This is a genomic window from Kosakonia sp. R1.Fl, assembly GCF_023516815.1.
GTDB lineage: Bacteria > Pseudomonadota > Gammaproteobacteria > Enterobacterales > Enterobacteriaceae > Kosakonia.
In genome coordinates this window covers 3,235,397-3,256,145 of sequence record NZ_JAMGSQ010000001.1, presented here as the reverse complement: position 1 = coordinate 3,256,145, position 20,749 = coordinate 3,235,397, and the positions used below count along the sequence as shown (strand labels likewise).

Below are 20,749 nucleotides of genomic sequence, written 5' to 3'. Positions count from 1 at the left end.
GGTATTTTTTCTATTCACCCTCCAGGCGGAGGGCGAAATATTAATCTGCACGTTCTACAAATACGCCGTCCGGGTGGTCTTTTTCATTAAAGAACCAAATCCCGAGCGGGTAATCTTCCAGTGAGACCAGGTACATCGTACCTTCATTAAACGCTTCGACAGCCAATACCACCCCCGGACGGCGTGGACCCCCGTCCGTTTTGACCGTAACCCGATCGTTAACCTTCATAAGTACCCTCCTCTCGCATTTACGCCAGTGTAGAACAAAACCGTTGCCCTGACAGCGTGCTTGCGTTTAGCTGGCGATTTTTTCTACCGACTATACTTAACACTGCATTTATGAAGGAGGTGACGGCGTGAAAACAGTCAAAGAGTATAGCGAGACCGCAAAGCGGGACGTGCATATTGATGTCGATGCCCTGCTGGCTGCAATTAACGAAATCAGCGAAAGTGAAGTGCATCGCGTCGATGACGAAGATGGCCAGCGCGTAAGCGTGGATGGTCGGGAATATCATACCTGGCGGGAACTGGCGGAAGCATTTGAACTGGACGTGCATGACTTCAGTATTACGGAGGCGAATCGCTGAAGAAAACATCCCGGCCGCCGAAACGGCCGGGACAAACTTGCTCTCGCAAGAAGCACTTAAAATTCGTACACCAGGGAATCTGATGTGGGGACAACTTTATAGATAAAACATCCACAAGACAAGAAATAACTATAAATCAATGAATTAGCAGATACATCTGTATTCTACTGCATACAATGCGCGACAAAAGTCTCCCGACTCATACTGCCAAAGGAGCTCACTATGCCGAGCCTGGACGACCCATTACTGATCTTTACTGACATAGAAGGAACACTGCTGGATAGCCACACGGGTGAATGGCAACCTGCTGCCCAGTGGCTTGCTCGCCTGCGCCAGCGGCAGATACCGGTGATCCTCTGTAGCAGCAAAACGGCGGCAGAAATGGTAGCTGTGCAAAACATGCTGCAACTGCAGGGCCTGCCCTTTATTGCCGAAAACGGCGCGGTGATTCAGTTAGATGAACACTGGCAAGATCACGACGACTACCCACGGATTATTACCGGTTCCCCCCATGCCGAAATCGCCCGTGTGCTGACCCAATTACGCCTGAGCAATGGCTGGAAATTCACCACTTTTACAGAGCTGGATGAACATGTTCTTGCTGAGTTAACAGGTCTTACGCCTGCGCAGGCTAACCTCGCTAAGTTGCAGGAAGCCTCTGAAACGCTGATCTGGCGCGACAGCGATGAGCGCATGAACGCCTTTGATGATGCGCTGGCGCAACTGGGCTTACGTGTTGTTCAGGGGGCACGATTCTGGCATGTGCTGGATGAGCGCGGCGGAAAAGATCAGGCCGTAAATTGGCTCACCCGGCAATATCGCCATTACCAGGGCAAACGCGCCGTCACGGTCGGGCTGGGTGATGGACCAAACGATGCGCCGCTACTTGATAACGTTGACTACGCCGTGGTGGTAAAAGGTCTTAATCGTGAGGGGGTAAGGCTGCGCCAGGATAGCCCGCCACGGGTTTATCATACACAACAAGAGGGAGCGGCGGGCTGGCGCGAAGGCCTCGATCACCTGTTTGGGATCACATCGACTGAACAGACTTGATTGCGACCACTGTTTTTTGCCAGGTATAAGCGGCTATCGGCAATGGATTGCAGGTATTCAAAATCGTAATTGCCGCTTTCCTGCGCAGCGCTTACGCCGAGCGAGACAGTAATGCGCAACGTTGTACGCTTGTGGATCAGGATCTCTTTACTTTCAATGCGTGAACGGATGTGCTCGGCAACCTGTACTGCCTGCTCAAGCGTGCTGTCCGGTAATAAAATACAGAACTCTTCGCCGCCGACGCGACCGGCGACATCCTGCTCTCGGATGGAGCTGCTGATAAGCCCGGCGGCGTGGGATAACACCAAATCACCGGCCTGATGACCGAACTGGTCGTTGACGCCCTTAAAATGGTCAATATCAAGCTGAATAATCGAGAAAGGTCGCCCCTGCACCCGCGCCTCTTCTGATAACACTTTCGCCTGCTCAAAGAACGATCCCCGATTATAAAGGCGGGTCAGCGGGTCAAACCACGCCTGCCATTGCAGCGTGTGTTGCATGCTATACAAGTTGGTCACCATTCTGCGGATCACCACCCAGGAAAAGAGCAGCATGCCGGTAAACAGCACCCACAGCAGCGAGAGCGCAATGCTGATACGCCCGAAATCTCCGGAGAGGCCTTCACGCAAAGAGTGAACACGCAGCAGGACGCCACCAAAATGTTTAAGCTTTTGCCAGCTCACATAACGGGTACCCAAATGCAGGCCACCGACGGTATCGTGCGCCATGTCGGCTTGTAGCTTAGCGATCTCATCCTGATTAAACTCAACGCTGGCATTCTGCCGTGGTTGCGTACTGATAAGCAGGCGGAAATGATTATCGTAAAGCTGATATTCCCCACCATCTTGCTGGAGTTGTTCATCAATCAGTAACGGCTTAATTGCACTCAGCGGAAAGCTCATTACCAGCACGCCGTACCAGTAATGCTGATAATCGAGCGGCACGCTGGCGGCGACAAAACTGTTATTTTCCGGGTTGGTTAAAAGCGTGAACCAGCGAACGCCTCGCGCACGATTTTCCTGTTGCTGTTGGCCGCTAAACCATGGGCGCGTTAATAAGCGGTAGTAGGTAGAAATAATGTCCTGCTCGCGATCCACAGCGCGTGTGGAGAGAAAAAAACCGGCGCGCGAGAAATAATAAGCCTGACGCGGCAGCATGGCGGCCTCAGAGGAGAGACGAAACAGATACCCAAGCTCCATCGCCGCCATGAGTTCGTCGTGTAAACGTTCCTCGTCGCGACGCAGCAGCCCACTCTGTTCAACTAAAGAATCAGAAACGCCGTAAATAGGCAGCGTCCGGCTATTATCCAGGCCAATCTGCCAGTACGGTAAGGCGCGTTTACGATCAAACTCACCCTGCACGGAATTTAGTGCCTCAAATCCCAACGGCTTTTGCAGCGCGGCCTGCATACCATTTCGGAAAAAAAGTAACCGGTCTACGCCGACCTGAATCTGCATATCCAGAGCATTACTGACGTTTTCCAGCGCGCTACGCTGGCTGGCGACATAAGCCCCCTGCAGCACAATGACTTCACGCCACGTCAGTAGCGTTGAACACACCATCACGATCACAAAGCAAAGGTTTACCACCTGAGCCGGAACAAAATAGCGCTGCAGTTGTTTAAACGACCTGGGCTGTTTTACGACACGGTTCTGCCGCACACGGGCTCCCTGAGATGTCTGTGAATGCTCTTTCGCCCCGCTCGCGTGTAATCCGGCAATAAAAACGCCCAGCAATGCCGGGCGTTTTTGTGGTTACGCTTCTTCGTGGATCCGCCGCCTGTTGCCAGGCATTAGCTCATCTTCACGAAAGGCTTCCCGTTTGACGCCGTAGCCGTCATACCAGCGGCACTCAACCATACCACTGGCATAACCGGTAACAATCATGAGCGGACCACCCTTTTTACTCTGCACTTCATCGCTGACCAAAAAGACCATTCTTGCCTCCGGTATCAGGGCGAAACTTTTTCACCTTAGACGAAGTTGCTTAAATTTGCGTAATCCTTGCCGCGAGATTTTATTTTTCACCGCCACGTAAACGTTCCACACCTTTCATCACCGCAACCACAACGGCACCAATCACAAAGCCCAGCACCAGGTTGGCCACCATCGGTGCCAGCGCTTGCAGCAGTGCAGGCTGGTTTGTGGCGAATTGCTCGATAGCATGATGTAACGGCGCAATGCCGTGAACCACAATCCCGCCACCGACAAGAAACATTGCCAGCGTACCGACAACAGACAGGATCTTCATGAGCCAGGGCGCGGTGAATAACAACCCTTTCCCCAGCCCTTGCGTCAGAACGCCCGGTTTCTTCACCAGCCAGTAGCCCATATCATCGAGCTTAACAATGATGCCCACCAGCCCGTAAACACCAATGGTAACCAGCACCGCGATGCCCGACAGGATCAGCACCTGGTTTAGCAAAGGCGCGTCGGCAACGATGCCAAGGGTGATAGCGACAATCTCGGCAGAGAGAATAAAATCGGTGCGCACCGCGCCTTTGATTTTATCTTTCTCGAACTGCTGCGGATCTTGCGCCGCCAGCGCCTCCAGACGCTGCTGGCGGGCTTCCGGGCTCTCTTTATGTTTACGCGCTTCAAACGTGTGCAGCACTTTCTCCACACCTTCAAAGCATAAAAACGCGCCGCCAAGCATCAACAGCGGTGTAATGGCCCACGGGATAAAAGCGCTAATCAGTAACGCCAGCGGCACGAGAATCACCTTATTCAGCAATGATCCACGCGCGACGCTCCACACCACCGGCAATTCGCGGTTGGCGCGCACGCCGGTGACCTGCTGCGCGTTAAGCGAAAGATCGTCGCCCAGCACACCGGCAGTCTTTTTCGCCGCCAGTTTGCCCATCACTGAAATATCATCCAGCAACGTCGCAATATCATCGAGTAATGTTAATAAACTACTTCCTGCCAAAATATCTTCCTTTTGAATTTATGATGTCACGCTTCTCAGTATGATGGAAAAAGTCCGGGACGAAAATCACCTCCTTGAGTCAACAAAAATTTAACACTTCTTTCGCAATTAACCACTCGCCAGGCCGATAGTTTTAACGTTTACTATAAGCCTCTTATCTTTTGCCGTGGTGGGTTATGCGTTTCAGGCAAGTTTTACCGCTTATTGGCGCGCTTTTCGCGCTCTATATTATTTGGGGTTCCACGTACTTTGTTATTCGCATTGGCGTTGAAAGCTGGCCGCCGTTTATGCTGGCCGGGACACGCTTTTTATCTGCGGGCGTCATTCTGACCAGCGTCTTATTACTGACCGGCCATAAATTGCCGCCACTTCGTCCGACGCTTAATGCCGCGCTGATTGGCGTGCTACTACTGGCAGTGGGCAATGGGTTTGTGACCGTCGCCGAACACCAAAATGTGCCATCAGGAATTGCCGCTGTTGTTGTGGCGACCGTTCCGCTATTTACCTTGTGTTTCAGTCATTTTTTCGGCATTAAAACGCGAAAACTTGAGTGGTTTGGCATTGCCATTGGTCTGGCAGGCATTGTTTTGCTTAATAGTGGCGGGAATTTAAGCGGTAATCCGTGGGGCGCTGTGTTGATTCTGGTCGGTTCGCTAAGCTGGGCATTCGGCTCGGTATACGGTTCGCGCATTGAACTGCCGGGCGGAATGATGGCGGGCGCAATCGAAATGCTGGCCGCAGGCATTGTGTTGTTAGCGGCTTCGGCATTAAGCGGCGAGCGCCTGAGCGCAGTACCGCCACTGTCCGGTTTCTTTGCCGTCGGTTATCTGGCGCTATTTGGCTCCATTATCGCTATCAACGCCTATATGTACCTGATCCGCAACGTCTCGCCTGCCGTTGCCACCAGCTATGCGTATGTCAATCCGGTTGTCGCCGTGCTGCTCGGCACGAGCTTTGGCGGGGAACATCTCTCGTCTGTGGAATGGCTGGCGTTGGGCATCATTATTATGGCGGTGGTGCTGGTGACATTGGGTAAATATCTCCTTCCGGCGCGCCCGGGAGTTACGCCTTGCGAGACAGAGAAGTAACCGCCATCGCATGAATACCCTGAGTGTCGATCTGCGCAGTCTGTTGCCCTTCGCAGATCCACTCCTCCAGCCGTTCACATAGCGCCTCGTCGCTAAGTTTTAACCGCCCCCGCAGCGCACACTCCCAGACCACCAGCACTCGCCAGCCCTGCTCCAGCAACAACGCCGTGTCGCGTGCATCGCGTTCAACATTTTTGCCAATCTTTTCCAGCCAGAAATCCGTGCGCGTGGCAGGCACTTTGAACAGATAACAGGTGTGGTGATGCCAGAAGCAACCGTGGGTAAAGATAACGCAGCGATAATCGTCGAGCACAAAATCAGGCCGCCCCGGCAAGGCGGCGTCCTGGACACGAAAATCGAGTTCCAGTGAAAGAAGACATGCGGCAAGCCGCTTTTCAATCGCCGTATCCTTTGTGCCGATGGCGCGCATATTTTTACTGCGCGTTGCTTTATCATGCACATCCGCCATTACGCGTCTCCGTCAGGCCAGATGAAAACCAAAGCGGCGCAGCACCTCTTCATCCACGCGCTGGTGATCGCCTTGCAGTTCGGCGCTGAGTTTCGCCATAAAGTGCACTAAAAAATCCGCGTTGTGTTCGGCGAGTTTACGCCCTTGTTCAGTCTGCATGGTGGCGGGTAATTTCAGCAATTTGCAACGAAAATGATCGAGGGCGAAGGCTTTATCATCCAGTTCACGTTCGGCGGCAAACGGATCTTCGCCATCGAATAAGGCCGCTCCCATTGAGCCGGAAACGGCAAAAACGCGTGCAAGGCCAATCGCTCCAAGCGATTCCAGCCGATCGGCATCCTGAACAATTTTCGCCTCCAGCGTTTGCGGCGCAATGCCGGCGCTGAAGCTGTGCGCTTCAATGGCATGGCGTACGCCAGCCACCGCGTTTTGCGGGAAATCAGGAAACTCGCTTTCGAGAATAGCCGCCGTTTTTTCTGCCGCCATGACTGAAGACTGGTGACGCTGCGGGTGATTTTTGGCAAAGCTCACAATGTCATGGAAATAACAGGCGGTGAGCACCACCAGCGCATCAACCTGCTGGCCTTGCATTAGCGTTTGTGCTGTTTTCCAGACCCGGCGAAAGTGTGAGACGTCATGCGCGGCGTCGCCGTGGTTAAAATGCTGAGAAATCCATTGGTCAAAACGGTGCTGCCAGTCGATTACATTCATTCTTGTTCCCGTTAATGAAAGCCCTTACCTGCTGTTTCAGGCATCCGGATCCTGCGGACGTGTATACCAGGCAATAGCGCCAAGTATCGCACCCACGACGGCTAACACCAGCACGCCAAAAACAGAGTTCAGCCAGTTCCCGGTCGCGGTACCCACCGTGCCAGTATTAAATCCGGCAGGCAAATTTGTCTGGCTGACTGGCCAGATATCGTTTAGCACAGACCAGATAAAATAGACGCAGAAAATCCAGAACACCCAGAGTGCCAGTTTGCCACCGAGGCTACGCACCGCTTTATCGTCCATAATGATTTTTTCCGCATGGGTTAAGGGATGAAAGAAATGAAATTGTCCCGACATAAATGTGACAACTTTCTCATCATATCGTCAGTTGATGAATTTTAAAGATATATCAGCGAGACTGATGAATCCCCTCACCCGCAACGGTCGCAAACCGCGAATGAGTGTGCCATGCGTAAATGACAAACAGACGTAACGGGATAAAAATTAATAAGAAAAAGTGTAATTAGTGCATTTAGAGTGACATTTTCAGACCGCGCGGAAACGCTCCAAAAATTAATGATAAAAGCGGCATTCATTTCTATCAATTATGTTAAGAAAAGGTTATAAAATGTGCAAATGCAAGAGTGGAAAAGCAACTGTGACGGGAGTCGTTGAAAGCGAAGCGCGTAACTGTTTGAATAATGGCGGAGAGAGGGGGATTTGAACCCCCGGTTGAGTTGCCCCAACTACGGTTTTCGAGACCGTCCCGTTCAGCCGCTCCGGCATCTCTCCGTTCAGATGGTTGCCATGATGCCAGGTAATTTGGCATTTTAACAGACCCTGTCCCGTTAATTTGGTTCAAGTGGCGAGTTTGCGAGCAAAACGATGATTAAGTGGCCCTGGAAGACAAGGGAATCTGCCGAAGGCGCAGAATACCCCTGGGAAGAAGCGTTAAATGCCCCTGTGTTAGCAAATTTGTCGCCGGAGGAACAAGAGAAACTTGTTCATCTGGCTGACCGCTTTTTGCAGCAAAAACGCCTGGTTCCGTTGCAAGGATTCGATCTGGATGCGCTGAAAAGCGCGCGCATCGGCTTACTGTTTTGCCTGCCGGTGCTGGAGCTTGGTCTTGAATGGCTGGATGGCTTCCACGAAGTGCTGATCTACCCGGCGCCGTTTGTTGTTGATGACGAGTGGGAAGACGACATTGGTCTGGTGCACAATCAACGCGTGGTCCAGTCCGGGCAGAGCTGGCAACAAGGCCCCATCATCCTGAACTGGCTGGATATTCAGGATTCGTTCGACGCTTCTGGCTTCAATCTCATTATTCATGAAGTGGCGCATAAACTGGATACGCGCAACGGCGATCGCGCCAGCGGCATTCCACTGATTCCGCTGCGCGAAGTGGCAGGCTGGGAACACGATCTGCGCGCCGCGATGGACAACATTCAGGATGAGATCGATCTGGTTGGCGAAAGCGCAGCCAGCATTGACGCCTACGCGGCAACCGATCCGGCAGAGTGTTTCGCCGTGCTTTCCGAGTATTTCTTTAGCGCGCCTGAGCTGTTTGCTCCCCGCTTCCCGGCGCTGTGGCAGCGCTTCTGCCATTTCTATGGCCAGGATCCACTAAGCCGTCTGCGCGGGCAGGCGGGCTGCGATAACGAAAGCGCAAGGCAGGTACATTAAAACGCCGCCTGTGTTTTAATTCGCCAGTTGAATCAGTGCGTTAAATTTAGTGTTGACACTCAAGTACGGGGCCAGTAGTATGCGCCCCGTTCACACGATTCCTCTGTAGTTCAGTCGGTAGAACGGCGGACTGTTAATCCGTATGTCACTGGTTCGAGTCCAGTCAGAGGAGCCAGATTCAGAAAAGCCTGCTTTTAAGCAGGCTTTTTGCTTTTCAGGCCTGGCAACGTGTTGCCCCGTTCCCTTCAGCCGTTACTTCTCTTTTTCCGTACAGCGAGCGGCCTGATTTACGCACATTCCAGCTCGCGCGAGAGAATAAACAGCCGCCGGCACACAGACTTCACGCGCCATCGTCGTCGCGATTACGCGGTGGGTACTGTGCCGCCATCAATAACGTACTCCGTACCCGTGATTGCCGCCGCGCAGGATGAAGCGAGGAACACAATGAGATTCGCCACTTCCACCGGTTTTGACGGGCGCCCCAGCGGGATGCCACCGAGCGAATCCATGATGATTTTCTTGCCGCCTTCATAATCCGTTCCTGCCTGATGCGCGAGCCGTTCAGCCAGCGCGACAGAGGCTTCCGTTTCAATCCAGCCGGGTGCGACACGCAGCACGCGGATCCCTTTTGGTGACACCTCTTTCGACAGGCTTTTACTGTAGGTAGAGAGTGCAGCCTTTGCCGCGGCATACGCTGTTGTCGATTCCGGCAACGGCAGTTCGCGCTGGATAGAGGTGACATGAATAATAACCCCCGCTCCCTGCGCGAGCATGCCGGGTAAAAGCACTCTGTCGAGCCGAACCGCAGGCAGCAGATTAAGATTCAGTTCCTGCTGCCATTCCTCTTCGCCTAACGCCGCAAAACCACCCGCGGGCGCTGTCGAGCCGCCAACAACATGAACAATAATGTCTACGCCGCCAAAGCGGCTCTGCACCGCCCGCGCGACGCGCTGACAACCTTCAACCGTTGTCAGATCGGCCGCCACAAAGTGATCCGCTAACGATTCATCAGGCTGGATCCGCGCGGTGGTTAACACTTTTGCCCCCTGTTCATGAAACAGACCAACAACCGCCTTTCCGACACCTTTAGTGCCCGCCGTGACCAGAACGCGTTTTCCTTGTAAGTTCAGATTCATGCTCATCAGACGATCTCCAGTGCGGCAATCTTCCCGTCCAGCAAAGTGAACGCATGGCTAAGTTGCACCGGGCTGCCGGGAAAATTGCCCGCCACATGCGAGGTCACCGTTAACCGTGTTCCCTCATCAGCAACCCGGATCGGTTCAACGGTGTACTCAAACGCACTCTGCACGTCGCGTTGCCAGGCCTGGATAGCGACAAGGCCGCGATGGGTCTTATGTTCATCGATAACCACGGCATCAGGCGTAAAACAGTGGTTAACGTTGGCGATATCTGCGCCATTGCTGATGGCGAAGTAGGTAGCAACAGCGTCGGGTAGTGACAAAGACATGATGAGAGGCTCCTTCGGTTTGCGGTGCTCTCATTTTCACCATATAGTGTCAAATCATCAAGAACGCACAAAAAAGTTAGTAACAGGCTTATGAGTAAGATTTATACCCCCGATACCGCCGCGCTTGGCGTCGAACAGGTGCTGCGATTACTGGAAGGCCGCTGGAAGCTGGTCATCCTGTTTCATTTATTTGATGGAAAAGTTCAGCGCTACTCCGATTTCAGCAGGCTTATTCCGGGCATTTCGCAAAAGATGTTGAGCCAACAACTAAGGCAGCTTGAAGCGGATGGCATCGTGTCGCGCAAGGTCTATCCGCAGATCCCGCCGAAGGTGGAATACCGGCTGACAGAGTGGGGCCAGGCTCTGTGCCCGGCGCTGGATGCCATGCTGAAATGGGCAGAAAAACGCGACACCTTCCCACCGAACGCGCCGTAAATCCGGCAATCACCTTTTCCTTCGTTCTGCCCCAGCCTGCTGCGCGCTGAACCGTTCTGTCGCGCAGCGGGCATTTCTTCTTTTTTTGGCCGCACTCTCCAGCACATACCGCGACCGCAATGTGCCATGCTAAAGATGTTGTTATTCAAATAATGGCGCGGGCATCGCCCGGCAAAAAGAAGCCATTCGCTGCAAAACCCTTTAGCACTGACGTATCCGCAACAAAGAGGACGATAATGATCACCTTATGCAACGCGTGCGGCACATCGTATGCAATCACCGACACTCACCCACACCGGTGCGATATCTGCGAAGATGAACGCCAGTTCGTGCCGGTAACGGGACAGAAGTGGGTTGATTTCCCCACCCTTCTGGCCTCGCATGTCAATAAATGGCAACAACACGAGAGCGATCTCTTCAGCATTAAAACCGTGCCTGATTTCGCGATTGCGCAGCGCGCTTTCCTGCTGAGAACAGCGCAGGGCAATATCCTGTGGGACTGCATTTCCACCCTCGACGACGCCACAAAGACGCTAATCGCCTCTGTGGGCGGGCTCAAGGCTATCGCTATTTCGCATCCCCATTTCTATACCACCATGCAAGACTGGGCCGCCGCGTTTGACGCACCGATTTATCTGCATGAACGCGATCGCGAGTGGATCATGCGCGACAGTCCGCACATTACCCTCTGGGACGGCGACACCCTGCAACTGACCTCCGACGTGAGCATCATGCGCCTTGGCGGCCATTTTGCCGGTGGCTGCGTCCTTCACTGGGCGCGTGATGACGGTGTGTTGCTGTCCGGCGATATCGTTCAGGTCACGCCAGGCGCTAATGCCGTCTCCTTTATGTGGAGCTATCCCAATATGCTGCCGCTACCGGCAGAGACGGTTCGTGAAATGACACGCCGGCTGGATGCGGTGAAATTCGCGAAACTTTACGGCGCGTTTGAAGGGCGGGAGATCGTGCAACATGCTGCGGAAATTGTGCGCCGATCAGGTGAGAAATATATCGCTTGCCTGCGCTAAGCGGTTGTTTATCTATCCGTTCGCGCACGCTTGCGTATAACGCACTGCGCCCCTTGATTTCAATACAATAATTGCATGGCAACCCGACGTTTCGGATCCAGCCCGGCGAGGATTTCCTCTGTTAGTACCGCTTTCAGCCGGGGTGAAATGGCGTTGCCTTCAACGATGTCAAAACCCAGCGAAGCGTAAAAAGGCGCGTTGAAGGGCGCATCACGATCGGTCGTCAACGAGGCGCCGTTTAAACCGCGCGCTTTGCCTTCCGACAGCAGCGCGTGCATCAGGCGCCGGCCAATGCCCTGCCGCTGCCAGTTCGGGTGAACATCCGCTTCGGCAATGTGCAGCCAGTTTTCTGTGATCGCGGCACCGGCAAACCCGACGGGAATATCGCCCGGCGCGAAAGCGACGAATAACACGCCTTCCCTGCACAACTGGTGCAACGCTTCCAGGCTGTTAGCAACAGGCGTTCCGCTCACTGCACCCGCCTCGCGCAGGGTTTCAAACGCTGCAAGTTCGATGGCTCTTAACGCCGCAAAATGCTCGCTTCGCGCTGGTCTGATTGTGATATCTGTCATCTGAATGTTCCCAAAGGTAACAAGCGTTAAGCCTGAGCGACACGAGAGTGTCAGGCGTTCCCGCGCCATCTCGCGCCCGGTATTGTACATCCCGCATGCGCCAGCACAATTTTCATACTGCTCCCCCACTCTTTGTACCTTATTTACATCGTTTCATTTACTTACATAAAACGCTCAACAGGAAATAATTCATTCACGTAACTAATAGAATATGAATCGTGTTAGTGATTTTAGCCGTGATGGTCGATTCGCCGTTCTTCCCCGAGAACGGCTTTTTTTTGGGTTTTGACAGGAGGGTAAGTTGATGTTCCAGTCTGCGGTTGTTTTCCTTTCGTCACTGTTCATGTGCGGCAATGTGTTTGCAGGCTCCGTCGCCTCGGTGTCGCTCAGCACACTTTCATCAGCGCTCAATGAACGCATGCTGATCATGAAAGACGTCGCCAGTTACAAGGCACAGCACAATTCCCACGTAGAAGATCTAGAACGGGAGCAAAAGGTACTGGCAGAAGCGGTAAAAAATGCCCAGGACGCGGGTCTGGATCCCCGCTCTGTGGAGCCTTTTTTTCGCGCGTTGATGAACGCCAGCAAAGCCGTTCAGTATCGCTATCTGGCCGACTGGTTAGCCACACCGGATGCCAACAGCACTGTCAGAAGTCTGGACGTAACCCGGCAACAGATAAATCAACTGGATAGCCAGTTGCTCACCGCCATCAGCCAGCGGCTGCTCACCGGTGCCTTTACTGAAGCCGACACCGCATGGCTGTCGGCACAAATTATGGCGCCCAATCTCAGCGAGGCGGATAAAAACAACCTGCTTGCCGCTTTACGCCGTATTCATCGCGTACGTTAGCCATCAATGCCGTACGCAATGAATAACACGGATACCTGGCCTGCCAGGCGCATGACAGGCCGGGCATCCGATAAGAAGATTAACGGCTTATGGCCGGCGTCTGCGGTGTAACATCAACCGCCCAAATACCACACACGCGAACCATTCAACAACCGAATAATCTTCTGCGCATTAACGCCCCCTGAGTTAAATTCCCCCTTTCATGCCGCCCGCTCTGCAAAAGAGTTTTCACCTGTCCGCTGTCGCTGTAGTCTCAATAGCGGCTTTTTTAGCTGCGTACGATGTGAGTAACCTTTTCTCCTATTAAAACTAGAAAATTTGGCAATTTTGAGGAACGGACAAAACAACTATGGACTCCACGCTCATCACCACCCGCCCCGATGAAGAGGTACCGCCACTAAATCGCGCCCGCCGTGCAGCCTGGGGCAGCTTCGCTGGCGCAGTGGTCGACTGGTTCGATTTTTTACTGTATGGCATCACCGCCGCGCTGGTGTTTAACAGCGAATTTTTCCCGCAGATAGATCCGGCAATGGGCACGCTTGCCGCTTTCGCCACGTTTGGCGTCGGATTTTTATTCCGCCCGCTCGGCGGCATTGTCTTTGGTCATTTCGGCGATCGTCTCGGTCGCAAGCGAATGCTGATGATGACGGTCTGGATGATGGGGATTGCCACAGCCTGTATTGGTATTCTGCCCTCTTTTGCCACCATCGGCTGGTGGGCACCGGCGTTATTGGTCATCCTGCGCGCCATTCAGGGTTTCGCCGTTGGCGGCGAATGGGGCGGTGCGGCGCTGCTGGCTGTCGAAAGTGCGCCCTCCGGCAAAAAAGCCTTCTATAGCAGCGGCGTTCAGGTCGGATATGGCGTCGGGTTGTTGCTCTCCACGGGTCTTGTGTCGCTTATCAGCAGCCTGACCACCAACGAACAGTTTCTGAGCTGGGGCTGGCGTCTGCCTTTCTTGTTCAGCATTGTACTGGTGCTTGGTGCGCTGTGGGTGCGTAACGGCATGGCGGAATCGGCCGAGTTTGAACGAGCGCAGACGCAACAACCGACGCAAATAAAAAAACGCCCGCCCGTATTTGAAGCGCTGTTTCGCCATCCAGGGGCGTTTTTGAAAATTATCGCCCTGCGCCTGTGCGAACTGCTGACCATGTATATCGTCACCGCCTTTGCGCTGAATTACTCGACACAAAATCTGGGTTTACCGCGTGAGCTGTTCCTCAATATCGGTTTGCTGGTCGGCGGGATTAGTTGCCTGACCATTCCGTTATTCGCCTGGCTGGCGGATCGTTATGGACGGCGGCGCATCTATATCACCGGCGCATTGATCGGCGCGCTGAGCGCCTTCCCGTTCTTTATGGCACTGGAAACGCGCTCCATTTTCGGCGTGGTGATCTTCTCGTTACTGCTGGCCAATATCGCCCACGATATGGTGGTTTGCGTACAGCAGCCGATGTTCACTGAAATGTTCGGCGCGGGTTATCGCTACAGCGGCGCGGGTGTTGGTTACCAGGTCGCCAGCGTGGTTGGCGGCGGTTTTACGCCCTTTATTGCCGCCGCACTGCTGAACTTTTCCGGCGGCGAGTGGCATGCCGTCGCCATTTATCTGCTGGCAGGCTGTCTGCTCTCCGCTCTGACAGCGATGCTGATGAAAACACCGCAGCACGAGCATCAATAAAAAAAGCCTCCGCATGCGGAGGCTTTTTTTATTGTGACCCTTGTTAAATCTGGTAATCGATCGCCGCTTCATCCGGCTCCATCACCTGGCGTTTGATATCATCGACCGACAGCCCGGCGTTACACAGTTCAATAAAGCGCCAGACATAATTTCGTTGTAACTGGCCGCGTTTTAACCCTAACCAGACAGTATTGGCATCAAACAGGTGTTGCGTATCGAGCCGCACCAGTTTGCCCTCTTCGTTTTCGCCGCTCGATTGCTCCGCCACCAGCCCGACGCCCAGCCCCAGCTCGACATAGGTTTTGATAACATCGGAATCCTGCGCGCTCAGCACCACATCCGGGATTAACCCCTTGCGACCAAACGCTTCATCAATGCGCGAACGTCCGGTTATCCCCTGGCGATAAGTGATAAGCGGCCAGCGGCTGATATCTTCGAGCGTTAACGGTGAGGATTGCGCCAGCGGGTGATCCGCCGGTACCAGCAAACTGTGGTGCCAGCGAAACCAGGGGAACGCCACGAGTGAGCTGTCATTGCTTAAGCGTTCGCTGGCAATGCCGATGTCTGCGCCACCGTTATGCAGCAGAGATTCAATCTCTTGTGGGGTGCCCTGAATCAACTCCAGCCGCACTTCCGGGAACAGCGCGCGAAAAGCTTTAATCACCGAGGGCAAGCTGTAACGTGCCTGTGTATGCGTCGTCGCAATAGTCAGCACGCCAGAGGTGTCATTGGTAAACAGATCGGCGAGCCTGCGCACATTGCTCGCTTCGTTAAGAATGCGCTCGGCAATCACCAGCAGCGCTTTACCGGGTTCCGTCATGCCCAACAAACGTTTGCCGCGACGGATAAAAATCTCAATCCCCAGCTCTTCTTCAAGCTCACGAATATGGCGGCTCACGCCGGATTGTGATGTGTAAAGCATGTTGGCGACTTCGGTCAGGTTGTAATCCCGCCGCGCCGCCTCGCGGATAATTTTGAGTTGCTGGAAATTCACCCTTCACTGCTCCTGGCCTGTCAGACATGACGATATTGTTAAAGTCTGCGGCCAGGCAGAACAAATAATAAAAACCAGCATCTTATTCCATTAAGGAATAATGCTTAGCTCACCAGCTGCAACTCGTGGCTTTCCATCGCCGGGCGGCTGACTAATGACATTAAAATATCTTTCACCGCTTGCGCCTGCGGCGAGAGCGTGCCGCGCGCGGAAACGTTTAATGACAACGGCAAGTTCATCGACGGCGTGGTGATACGCGCCATCCAGCCGTTGGTCGCGGCGCACAGCGAACGCGCGGCAGATTCCGGCAGTACCGTCACGCCCATTCCGCTGGCAATTGCCGCCGTCAGCGTGGCGATCGACTCAATTTCGCCAATGATCTTCGCGGTCAGTCGACGCAGCGAAAAGGCTTCATCAACACGCAAACGGACAGCGCTGTAATCGCGCGGCAGGAAAAGATTCATATCGGCAACCGCCGTCAGATCGACGCTCTGGCCTGGGCAGTCACGCGTGCCCACCAGATACAGATCCTCTTTCAGTAGCGGCAGGCTGTTGATCCCCGCGCCAGGCGCGCGTTCATACAGCACCGCCATATCCAGTTGCCCACTGAGCAATTTATCGTTCAGCGTTGAGCCGCTATTTTCATGCAGATAAACCATAACTTCCGGCAACTCGGTCCGCACCGCCTGCAACAACGGCATGGTGACGGAAGACGCAGCAGTGCCCGGTGCCAGGCCGATGGAGACTTGTCCCCGCAGGCACTGACCGACATTGTTTACCGCCAGTTGCGCCTGTTCGCACTGGCGCAAAATCGTTCGTGCATGGGTGTAGAGGATTTTGCCCGCTTCGGTCGGCGTCACACCGCGTTTGGTGCGAATAAGCAATTGCTGATCCAGCTCGCCTTCCAGAGTGGCAACCTGCTGGCTCAGCGCGGGCTGCGCAATGTGTAATACTTCGGCTGCCTGAGTCAGGCTTCCAATATCGACGATTTTTACGAAGTATTTCAGTCGTCTTAAGTTCATTTTGCCTCCTGTACGGGTACCAGTGCCAACGCCGGATGTGATGTAGCCAGAGGAGTTGCAATATGCTTGCCAGTTTTAGTTAGGCAAAACGAAAGGCGCTAACAGGCTGGATAATAAGAGATTCTAATTACGAGCGGGGGAATTATTACTGAAACAGTGGTTCGTATGCTGCCCCATGGAGGATGCATTGCACAGTTTTGGTGCAAATGCGCGCTTAAGTGCTTATCCCGGCAGCAGATTGCTGAAATAGTCAGCAAACGATCGCGACGGCACGATCCATCCTTTGACAAGGCTCTGGGGCATCGCTAATATTCGCCCCGTTCACACGATTCCTCTGTAGTTCAGTCGGTAGAACGGCGGACTGTTAATCCGTATGTCACTGGTTCGAGTCCAGTCAGAGGAGCCAGATTTAAAAAAGCCTGCTTTTTAAGCAGGCTTTTTGCTTTTCTGCCAACCGCACGCGATAAACCACTCACCTTTCATCCAGGCAAAACGTTGCTTTGTTCGCTGCGCGCTTGCGCCTCAGATGCGGTTTCCCCTCTCCTTCTTTCAGCTATTGCTGGCCGTTCAGGGCTTATGCTTACCCGATTCAGGAATAAAGGCTGTTCGTGCAGTATAAAAGTGAATATGACCTCCCGTTGTTGCGATTTCTGATTTGCCTGTAATGACGAGGCTGGCAGGGATAAGGATTAACGGGCCTGCCCTCTGCAGGCCCGTAAGTGTGTTGCTGCGGTGATTATCTGCCGGTATTAAAAAAGGCTACAGTTTGCGTCAGCCGGCGGGTCTGCTCTTCCAGCGCACTGGCCGCCGATACCGCATGCTGAACCAGAGCGGTGTTCTGCTGCGTGACCGCATCAATTTGCACAATCGCTTCGTTAACATGGCTGATGCCTTTACTCTGCTCGTCGGTCGCGACGGAGATTTCCGACATGATGTCCGACACGCGCCGCACCGCCACAATCATCTCGTCGATACTGCTGCCGGCAATTTTGATTTGCGACGAGCCGTTGTTAACCCGAGTGACGGACTCTTCCACCAGCCCTTTAATTTCCTGCGCCGCCTGCGAACTGCGCAACGACAAGCTGCGCACTTCACCTGCGACCACCGCGAAGCCTCTGCCCTGCTCACCGGCTCTGGCCGCTTCAACTGCCGCATTCAGCGCCAGAATATTGGTCTGAAACGCGATGCCATTGACCACCTCAATAATGCTCGCGATTTTCCCGGCGCTTTCGGAGATACCGTTCATGGTTTCATTCATGCTCCGCATTACCACACCGCCGCGCGAGGCGATATCCACGGCTTCACTCGCCAGATGGCGCGCCTGCCCGGCATTCTCCGCGTTTTGTTTCACGGCGGCGGTGATCTGTTCCATGCTGGACGAGGTGCGTTCCAGTGATATCGCCTGCTGCTCAGAATGGGAGGCAACCTGTTGATTTCCTGCAACAATATCATGAGTGCTGGTGTTGATTATCTCCGCCCCTTCACGGATATCTTTAATCACGGCGGTCAGTTGCTCACGCATCACACCCATTTCGTGGATCAGGCTTGAGTTATCCCCGGCTTTTTTATCCACCGTCTGCGAAAGATCCCCGGCGGCAATCCGCGCGGCGACATCAACGGCATAACGAGGTTCGCCCCCAAGCGCTAGCAACGTTCCCCGGTTGATGAGATAGACGATCACCGACAGCAAAATACTGATAGCCACAAATTCAATCAGGTTCTGATACAGCGAAACCCGAAACGCCGCGTCGATATCATCCACATACAAACCGGTGGTGATGATCCAGCCCCAGGGCGTCCACGGAATGCTGTAAGCGATTTTCGGCTGAGCTTCTGTCTCACCGGGACGGGGGAAAACGTAAGCGGTAAACCCGGCCTGATTATCACGGGTAACAGTAACCATATCCCTGAAGATATAGGCACCATTGGCGTCCGCGATCTGTGGCCCCTGACCAATCAGCTTGGCGTTGATCGGATGCATAATCACTTCGGCCTGGGTATTGAGAATCGTGAAGTATCCCGTTTCCCCATAGCGTAAATCCTTAATTAACTGGGTTGCACGCTGTTGCGCTTCCTGTTGCGTGATCGTCCCTTTATCAACCAGCGCGGCCTGTGTTTTGACGATACTCAGCGCCAGTTGCGAAACATGCTGCAACTCGTTTTTCCGCAGTGACAGTTGGTCTTCTTTGACCGTAAAAGAGCTGTAGAGCAGTGTCCCGGCAAGGCACACCAGCGCCACGATGAGAGGGAGCCAAAGTTTTTGCGCGAGGGATAGTTTCATGGCATGAGTACCTATTGTTGTTTTATATGGCGGGTACAGCATCGGCTTCGGGCATTCGAACCGCGCCTTATCTCTATATCGGAAATAAAAAAAAACGAGTTAATCGATAGAAGTTGTATATCTTTAACAACTTAACCGTTTTGAGGTTATGAAAAAGTAACTGATTAATAAATAGAGTGTTATTTTTGGCAGGTTAATTTATCCGGTGAAAGTCTTATTAATAAATAAGAACGCCGTCACATTCATGCGCGAAGGCGTCTCCGGGAGATAGCAGCAATCCCGCCGCATTCGCTAACGAGTCATCGCCGGTTTTGTGCACCGCGCAACGTCTGGCCTACAGGCAGGCTGTTTACGTGTTGCGCGTAGTTTGCGGGTGCGACAGCGCTTTCAACATTTTCTGCAACCACTGCGCCGCCCCGCGCTTGCCGCTGCGTTTATGGGAATAAATCTTCACCTCGAACGGCGGAACCGCAAAAGGCAGCGTAAAAATGGTGATCCTTGCCGCCTGCTTTAACTTTTCCGCAGCCGAACGCGGAAGCGCCATCAGCAGATCGCTGTCGGCGATAATAAAAGGCGCGCTGAGCATTGAGGGCGTTTTTATCGCCACCTGTCGCGTATAACCCAGACGTTCAAGTTCACTATCCAGCACGCCTTGGCTTTCATTCCACGGTGTCACCACCAGGTGGCGCGCGGCAAGGTAATCGTCCAGTGTTAATTGTTGCCTGAGTTGATTGCTGATAACGACATATTCATCGGTAAACCAGCCGATTTCATCCAGCTCTGCGTAATGAATATCCTGCGGCGCGCTAAATCCCAGCGCAAAGTCCACTTCTCCTGCCAGCAGCTCATTAAGCGCCGGGCTATGGGGCAAATAGCGAAACTCAAAACGCAGGCCGGGTGCGGTGTGCTGCAATTCAGCCATCAGCGCGGGAAAAATACTAAACGCGGTGAAATCGGTGATTGCGACCTGCAAACAGTCTGTGGTCGTCGCGGGATTAAACTCCGCTTGCGGGGTGAGTTCATGATTCAGATGCGCTAATGCCGACGCAATGGCGGGCGCAAGTTGGCTGGCATAGACGCTTGGGCACATAAGGTGCCCTTCGCGGAAAAATAACGGGTCGTTGAGCGTCACACGTAGCCTTGAGAGCGCGTGGCTGAGCGCCGATGTGCTCATCGCCAGTTCTTCTGCCGCCTGGCGCACAGAACGGTGGCGGTAGACCGCGTCGAATACAGGTAACAGGTTGAGATCAAGACGTCGTAACGTTGGATGCATAATATTCATCGAGTAGTGATTTCATTGCACTTAATTCTTTGCACAATACCGCTTATGCTGGCGGCCATCAATTTTGAACTCCCGGTAAAAAAACAGGAAAAACAATGAGCATTACCATCCGCCCCGCCCGCCCGACTGACGCAAACGCCATTTTTGCGATGATTTATGAACTGGCGGTGTATGAAAAAGCGCCTGAAGAAGTGATCACCACAGCCGATGAAATCCGCGAAACCCTGTTTGGCGCAACGAGCAAAACGGAAGCCTTGATCTGTGAAATCGAAGGCAAAGCCGTGGGCTATGCGGTGTTCTTCACCAGTTATTCAACCTGGCTTGGTCGCAACGGCATTTACATGGAAGATCTCTATGTTTCACCGGATTTTCGCGGTAACGGTGCCGGAAAAGCGATGCTGCAAAAGATTGCGCAGTACGCCGTTGAGCGCCGCTGCGGTCGTCTGGAGTGGAGCGTGCTCGACTGGAACCAGCCAGCCATTGATTTTTATCAGAGCATCGGCGCGCGGGCGCAAAGTGAATGGGTGCGTTACCGGCTGGATGGCGATGCCCTGCTGAAATTCGCCGAAAGCCCCGGCGTTTAATCTTTCTCCATTAACCCGCCACGGCGGGTTTTCGCTTAT

The 20,749-nt window shown here is 53.5% G+C and carries 23 protein-coding genes and 3 tRNA genes; 11 read left to right on the top strand and 15 right to left on the bottom strand.

Features of this window, described 5'->3' with window-relative positions:
• Positions 1-40 precede the first annotated feature (40 nt).
• On the bottom strand, positions 41-229 hold the full coding sequence (gene dsrB, locus M8Q36_RS15275) for a protein DsrB (RefSeq protein WP_017458382.1): 189 nt from the start codon (positions 227-229) through the stop codon (positions 41-43).
• Between the two features lie 127 nt (positions 230-356).
• Between dsrB and yodD the strand changes: the two genes are divergently transcribed.
• Both yodD and M8Q36_RS15265 read left to right on the top strand, forming a co-directional pair.
• Positions 357-587, top strand: coding sequence for a YodD family peroxide/acid resistance protein (yodD, locus tag M8Q36_RS15270; protein ID WP_017458383.1), 231 nt, complete (start codon positions 357-359; stop codon positions 585-587).
• A gap of 222 nt (positions 588-809) precedes the next feature.
• Positions 810-1,640 carry a mannosyl-3-phosphoglycerate phosphatase-related protein gene (locus M8Q36_RS15265; protein ID WP_249881439.1) on the top strand — a complete coding sequence of 277 codons (831 nt, stop codon included), beginning with the start codon at positions 810-812 and terminating at the stop codon, positions 1,638-1,640.
• On the opposite strand, the gene dgcQ is transcribed toward M8Q36_RS15265, so the two are convergent.
• The 3 genes from dgcQ to M8Q36_RS15250 all read right to left on the bottom strand — a co-directional run bounded on the left by dgcQ (position 1,604) and on the right by M8Q36_RS15250 (position 4,568).
• Positions 1,604-3,301 carry a cellulose biosynthesis regulator diguanylate cyclase DgcQ gene (gene dgcQ, locus M8Q36_RS15260; RefSeq protein ID WP_249881438.1) on the bottom strand — a complete coding sequence of 566 codons (1,698 nt, stop codon included), beginning with the start codon at positions 3,299-3,301 and terminating at the stop codon, positions 1,604-1,606. The genes M8Q36_RS15265 and dgcQ overlap by 37 nt on opposite strands.
• Positions 3,302-3,394: 93 nt before the next feature.
• Positions 3,395-3,577, bottom strand: a complete 183-nt coding sequence (locus M8Q36_RS15255; protein ID WP_017458386.1) for a YodC family protein — start codon at positions 3,575-3,577, stop codon at positions 3,395-3,397.
• A gap of 79 nt (positions 3,578-3,656) precedes the next feature.
• Complete coding sequence (locus M8Q36_RS15250) at positions 3,657-4,568, bottom strand: DUF808 domain-containing protein (protein WP_249881437.1); 912 nt, start codon at positions 4,566-4,568, stop codon at positions 3,657-3,659.
• Between the two features lie 176 nt (positions 4,569-4,744).
• On the opposite strand from M8Q36_RS15250, the gene yedA reads away from it, so the two are divergent.
• A complete protein-coding gene (gene yedA / locus M8Q36_RS15245; protein WP_249881436.1) occupies positions 4,745-5,656 on the top strand; it encodes a drug/metabolite exporter YedA in 912 nt (303 codons plus the stop codon).
• Here the strand turns inward: yedA and M8Q36_RS15240 are convergent.
• The 4 genes from M8Q36_RS15240 to M8Q36_RS15225 all read right to left on the bottom strand — a co-directional run bounded on the left by M8Q36_RS15240 (position 5,631) and on the right by M8Q36_RS15225 (position 7,628).
• Positions 5,631-6,125: a very short patch repair endonuclease gene (locus tag M8Q36_RS15240; RefSeq protein ID WP_249881435.1), complete on the bottom strand. Its 495-nt coding sequence runs from the start codon at positions 6,123-6,125 to the stop codon at positions 5,631-5,633. The two genes, yedA and M8Q36_RS15240, sit on opposite strands and share 26 nt — an antisense overlap.
• Positions 6,126-6,137: 12 nt before the next feature.
• On the bottom strand, positions 6,138-6,836 hold the full coding sequence (locus M8Q36_RS15235) for a phosphohydrolase (RefSeq protein ID WP_249881434.1): 699 nt from the start codon (positions 6,834-6,836) through the stop codon (positions 6,138-6,140).
• A gap of 36 nt (positions 6,837-6,872) precedes the next feature.
• Complete coding sequence (gene drpB, locus M8Q36_RS15230) at positions 6,873-7,139, bottom strand: cell division protein DrpB (RefSeq protein WP_249882781.1); 267 nt, start codon at positions 7,137-7,139, stop codon at positions 6,873-6,875.
• Between the two features lie 399 nt (positions 7,140-7,538).
• Positions 7,539-7,628 (bottom strand) — tRNA-Ser (locus tag M8Q36_RS15225).
• Positions 7,629-7,721: 93 nt separating this feature from the next.
• Here M8Q36_RS15225 and mtfA point away from each other — a divergent pair.
• Positions 7,722-8,519 carry a DgsA anti-repressor MtfA gene (mtfA, locus tag M8Q36_RS15220; RefSeq protein WP_020454212.1) on the top strand — a complete coding sequence of 266 codons (798 nt, stop codon included), beginning with the start codon at positions 7,722-7,724 and terminating at the stop codon, positions 8,517-8,519.
• 99 nt (positions 8,520-8,618) lie between these two features.
• Positions 8,619-8,694 (top strand) — tRNA-Asn (locus tag M8Q36_RS15215).
• Between the two features lie 187 nt (positions 8,695-8,881).
• On the opposite strand, the gene M8Q36_RS15210 is transcribed toward M8Q36_RS15215, so the two are convergent.
• Together M8Q36_RS15210 and M8Q36_RS15205 are read right to left on the bottom strand one after the other, a co-directional pair.
• Positions 8,882-9,661: an SDR family oxidoreductase gene (locus M8Q36_RS15210; RefSeq protein ID WP_249881433.1), complete on the bottom strand. Its 780-nt coding sequence runs from the start codon at positions 9,659-9,661 to the stop codon at positions 8,882-8,884.
• Positions 9,661-9,987 (bottom strand): nuclear transport factor 2 family protein, encoded by a 327-nt coding sequence (locus M8Q36_RS15205; RefSeq protein ID WP_249881432.1) that lies wholly within the window; start codon positions 9,985-9,987, stop codon positions 9,661-9,663. The genes M8Q36_RS15210 and M8Q36_RS15205 overlap by 1 nt, the downstream gene beginning before the upstream one ends.
• Before the next feature lie 90 nt (positions 9,988-10,077).
• On the opposite strand from M8Q36_RS15205, the gene M8Q36_RS15200 reads away from it, so the two are divergent.
• Positions 10,078-10,422, top strand: coding sequence for a winged helix-turn-helix transcriptional regulator (locus tag M8Q36_RS15200; RefSeq protein ID WP_249881431.1), 345 nt, complete (start codon positions 10,078-10,080; stop codon positions 10,420-10,422).
• A 236-nt stretch (positions 10,423-10,658) separates the two neighbouring features.
• Complete coding sequence (locus tag M8Q36_RS15195; RefSeq protein WP_249881430.1) at positions 10,659-11,450, top strand: MBL fold metallo-hydrolase; 792 nt, start codon at positions 10,659-10,661, stop codon at positions 11,448-11,450.
• 59 nt (positions 11,451-11,509) lie between these two features.
• On the opposite strand, the gene M8Q36_RS15190 is transcribed toward M8Q36_RS15195, so the two are convergent.
• Positions 11,510-12,022: a GNAT family N-acetyltransferase gene (locus M8Q36_RS15190; protein WP_249881429.1), complete on the bottom strand. Its 513-nt coding sequence runs from the start codon at positions 12,020-12,022 to the stop codon at positions 11,510-11,512.
• A 304-nt stretch (positions 12,023-12,326) separates the two neighbouring features.
• Between M8Q36_RS15190 and M8Q36_RS15185 the strand changes: the two genes are divergently transcribed.
• Positions 12,327-12,872 (top strand): chorismate mutase, encoded by a 546-nt coding sequence (locus tag M8Q36_RS15185; RefSeq protein WP_249881428.1) that lies wholly within the window; start codon positions 12,327-12,329, stop codon positions 12,870-12,872.
• A gap of 349 nt (positions 12,873-13,221) precedes the next feature.
• Complete coding sequence (shiA, locus tag M8Q36_RS15180; RefSeq protein WP_249881427.1) at positions 13,222-14,547, top strand: shikimate transporter; 1,326 nt, start codon at positions 13,222-13,224, stop codon at positions 14,545-14,547.
• 43 nt (positions 14,548-14,590) lie between these two features.
• On the opposite strand, the gene cbl is transcribed toward shiA, so the two are convergent.
• Positions 14,591-15,541, bottom strand: a complete 951-nt coding sequence (cbl, locus tag M8Q36_RS15175) for an HTH-type transcriptional regulator Cbl (protein WP_020454221.1) — start codon at positions 15,539-15,541, stop codon at positions 14,591-14,593.
• Positions 15,542-15,645: 104 nt separating this feature from the next.
• Positions 15,646-16,563, bottom strand: a complete 918-nt coding sequence (gene nac, locus M8Q36_RS15170; protein WP_086873058.1) for a nitrogen assimilation transcriptional regulator NAC — start codon at positions 16,561-16,563, stop codon at positions 15,646-15,648.
• A gap of 330 nt (positions 16,564-16,893) precedes the next feature.
• Here nac and M8Q36_RS15165 point away from each other — a divergent pair.
• A tRNA-Asn gene (locus tag M8Q36_RS15165) sits at positions 16,894-16,969 on the top strand.
• A 330-nt stretch (positions 16,970-17,299) separates the two neighbouring features.
• On the opposite strand, the gene M8Q36_RS15160 is transcribed toward M8Q36_RS15165, so the two are convergent.
• Both M8Q36_RS15160 and M8Q36_RS15155 read right to left on the bottom strand, forming a co-directional pair.
• Entirely contained in the window at positions 17,300-18,844 is a 1,545-nt protein-coding gene (locus M8Q36_RS15160; protein WP_249881426.1) for a methyl-accepting chemotaxis protein, read from the bottom strand.
• Between the two features lie 349 nt (positions 18,845-19,193).
• The gene (locus M8Q36_RS15155; RefSeq protein ID WP_249881425.1) at positions 19,194-20,126 is read right to left on the bottom strand and encodes a LysR family transcriptional regulator; all 933 of its coding nucleotides are present in this window, start codon (positions 20,124-20,126) and stop codon (positions 19,194-19,196) included.
• A 95-nt stretch (positions 20,127-20,221) separates the two neighbouring features.
• Between M8Q36_RS15155 and M8Q36_RS15150 the strand changes: the two genes are divergently transcribed.
• Positions 20,222-20,710 carry a GNAT family N-acetyltransferase gene (locus M8Q36_RS15150; protein WP_249881424.1) on the top strand — a complete coding sequence of 163 codons (489 nt, stop codon included), beginning with the start codon at positions 20,222-20,224 and terminating at the stop codon, positions 20,708-20,710.
• Positions 20,711-20,749: the final 39 nt, after the last annotated feature.

Excerpts from the sequence above, each read along its gene's own strand:
- dsrB (WP_017458382.1), bottom strand. The coding sequence starts at position 229 with ATGAAGGTTAACGATCGGGTTACGGTCAAAACGGACGGGGGTCCACGC.
- M8Q36_RS15265 (WP_249881439.1), top strand. The coding sequence starts at position 810 with ATGCCGAGCCTGGACGACCCATTACTGATCTTTACTGACATAGAAGGA.
- M8Q36_RS15255 (WP_017458386.1), bottom strand. The coding sequence starts at position 3,577 with ATGGTCTTTTTGGTCAGCGATGAAGTGCAGAGTAAAAAGGGTGGTCCG.
- yedA (WP_249881436.1), top strand. The coding sequence starts at position 4,745 with ATGCGTTTCAGGCAAGTTTTACCGCTTATTGGCGCGCTTTTCGCGCTC.
- M8Q36_RS15240 (WP_249881435.1), bottom strand. The coding sequence starts at position 6,125 with ATGGCGGATGTGCATGATAAAGCAACGCGCAGTAAAAATATGCGCGCC.
- M8Q36_RS15235 (WP_249881434.1), bottom strand. The coding sequence starts at position 6,836 with ATGAATGTAATCGACTGGCAGCACCGTTTTGACCAATGGATTTCTCAG.
- drpB (WP_249882781.1), bottom strand. The coding sequence starts at position 7,139 with ATGGACGATAAAGCGGTGCGTAGCCTCGGTGGCAAACTGGCACTCTGG.
- mtfA (WP_020454212.1), top strand. The coding sequence starts at position 7,722 with ATGATTAAGTGGCCCTGGAAGACAAGGGAATCTGCCGAAGGCGCAGAA.
- M8Q36_RS15210 (WP_249881433.1), bottom strand. The coding sequence starts at position 9,661 with ATGAGCATGAATCTGAACTTACAAGGAAAACGCGTTCTGGTCACGGCG.
- M8Q36_RS15205 (WP_249881432.1), bottom strand. The coding sequence starts at position 9,987 with ATGTCTTTGTCACTACCCGACGCTGTTGCTACCTACTTCGCCATCAGC.
- M8Q36_RS15200 (WP_249881431.1), top strand. The coding sequence starts at position 10,078 with ATGAGTAAGATTTATACCCCCGATACCGCCGCGCTTGGCGTCGAACAG.
- M8Q36_RS15195 (WP_249881430.1), top strand. The coding sequence starts at position 10,659 with ATGATCACCTTATGCAACGCGTGCGGCACATCGTATGCAATCACCGAC.
- M8Q36_RS15190 (WP_249881429.1), bottom strand. The coding sequence starts at position 12,022 with ATGACAGATATCACAATCAGACCAGCGCGAAGCGAGCATTTTGCGGCG.
- M8Q36_RS15185 (WP_249881428.1), top strand. The coding sequence starts at position 12,327 with ATGTTCCAGTCTGCGGTTGTTTTCCTTTCGTCACTGTTCATGTGCGGC.
- shiA (WP_249881427.1), top strand. The coding sequence starts at position 13,222 with ATGGACTCCACGCTCATCACCACCCGCCCCGATGAAGAGGTACCGCCA.
- nac (WP_086873058.1), bottom strand. The coding sequence starts at position 16,563 with ATGAACTTAAGACGACTGAAATACTTCGTAAAAATCGTCGATATTGGA.
- M8Q36_RS15160 (WP_249881426.1), bottom strand. The coding sequence starts at position 18,844 with ATGAAACTATCCCTCGCGCAAAAACTTTGGCTCCCTCTCATCGTGGCG.
- M8Q36_RS15155 (WP_249881425.1), bottom strand. The coding sequence starts at position 20,126 with ATGAATATTATGCATCCAACGTTACGACGTCTTGATCTCAACCTGTTA.
- M8Q36_RS15150 (WP_249881424.1), top strand. The coding sequence starts at position 20,222 with ATGAGCATTACCATCCGCCCCGCCCGCCCGACTGACGCAAACGCCATT.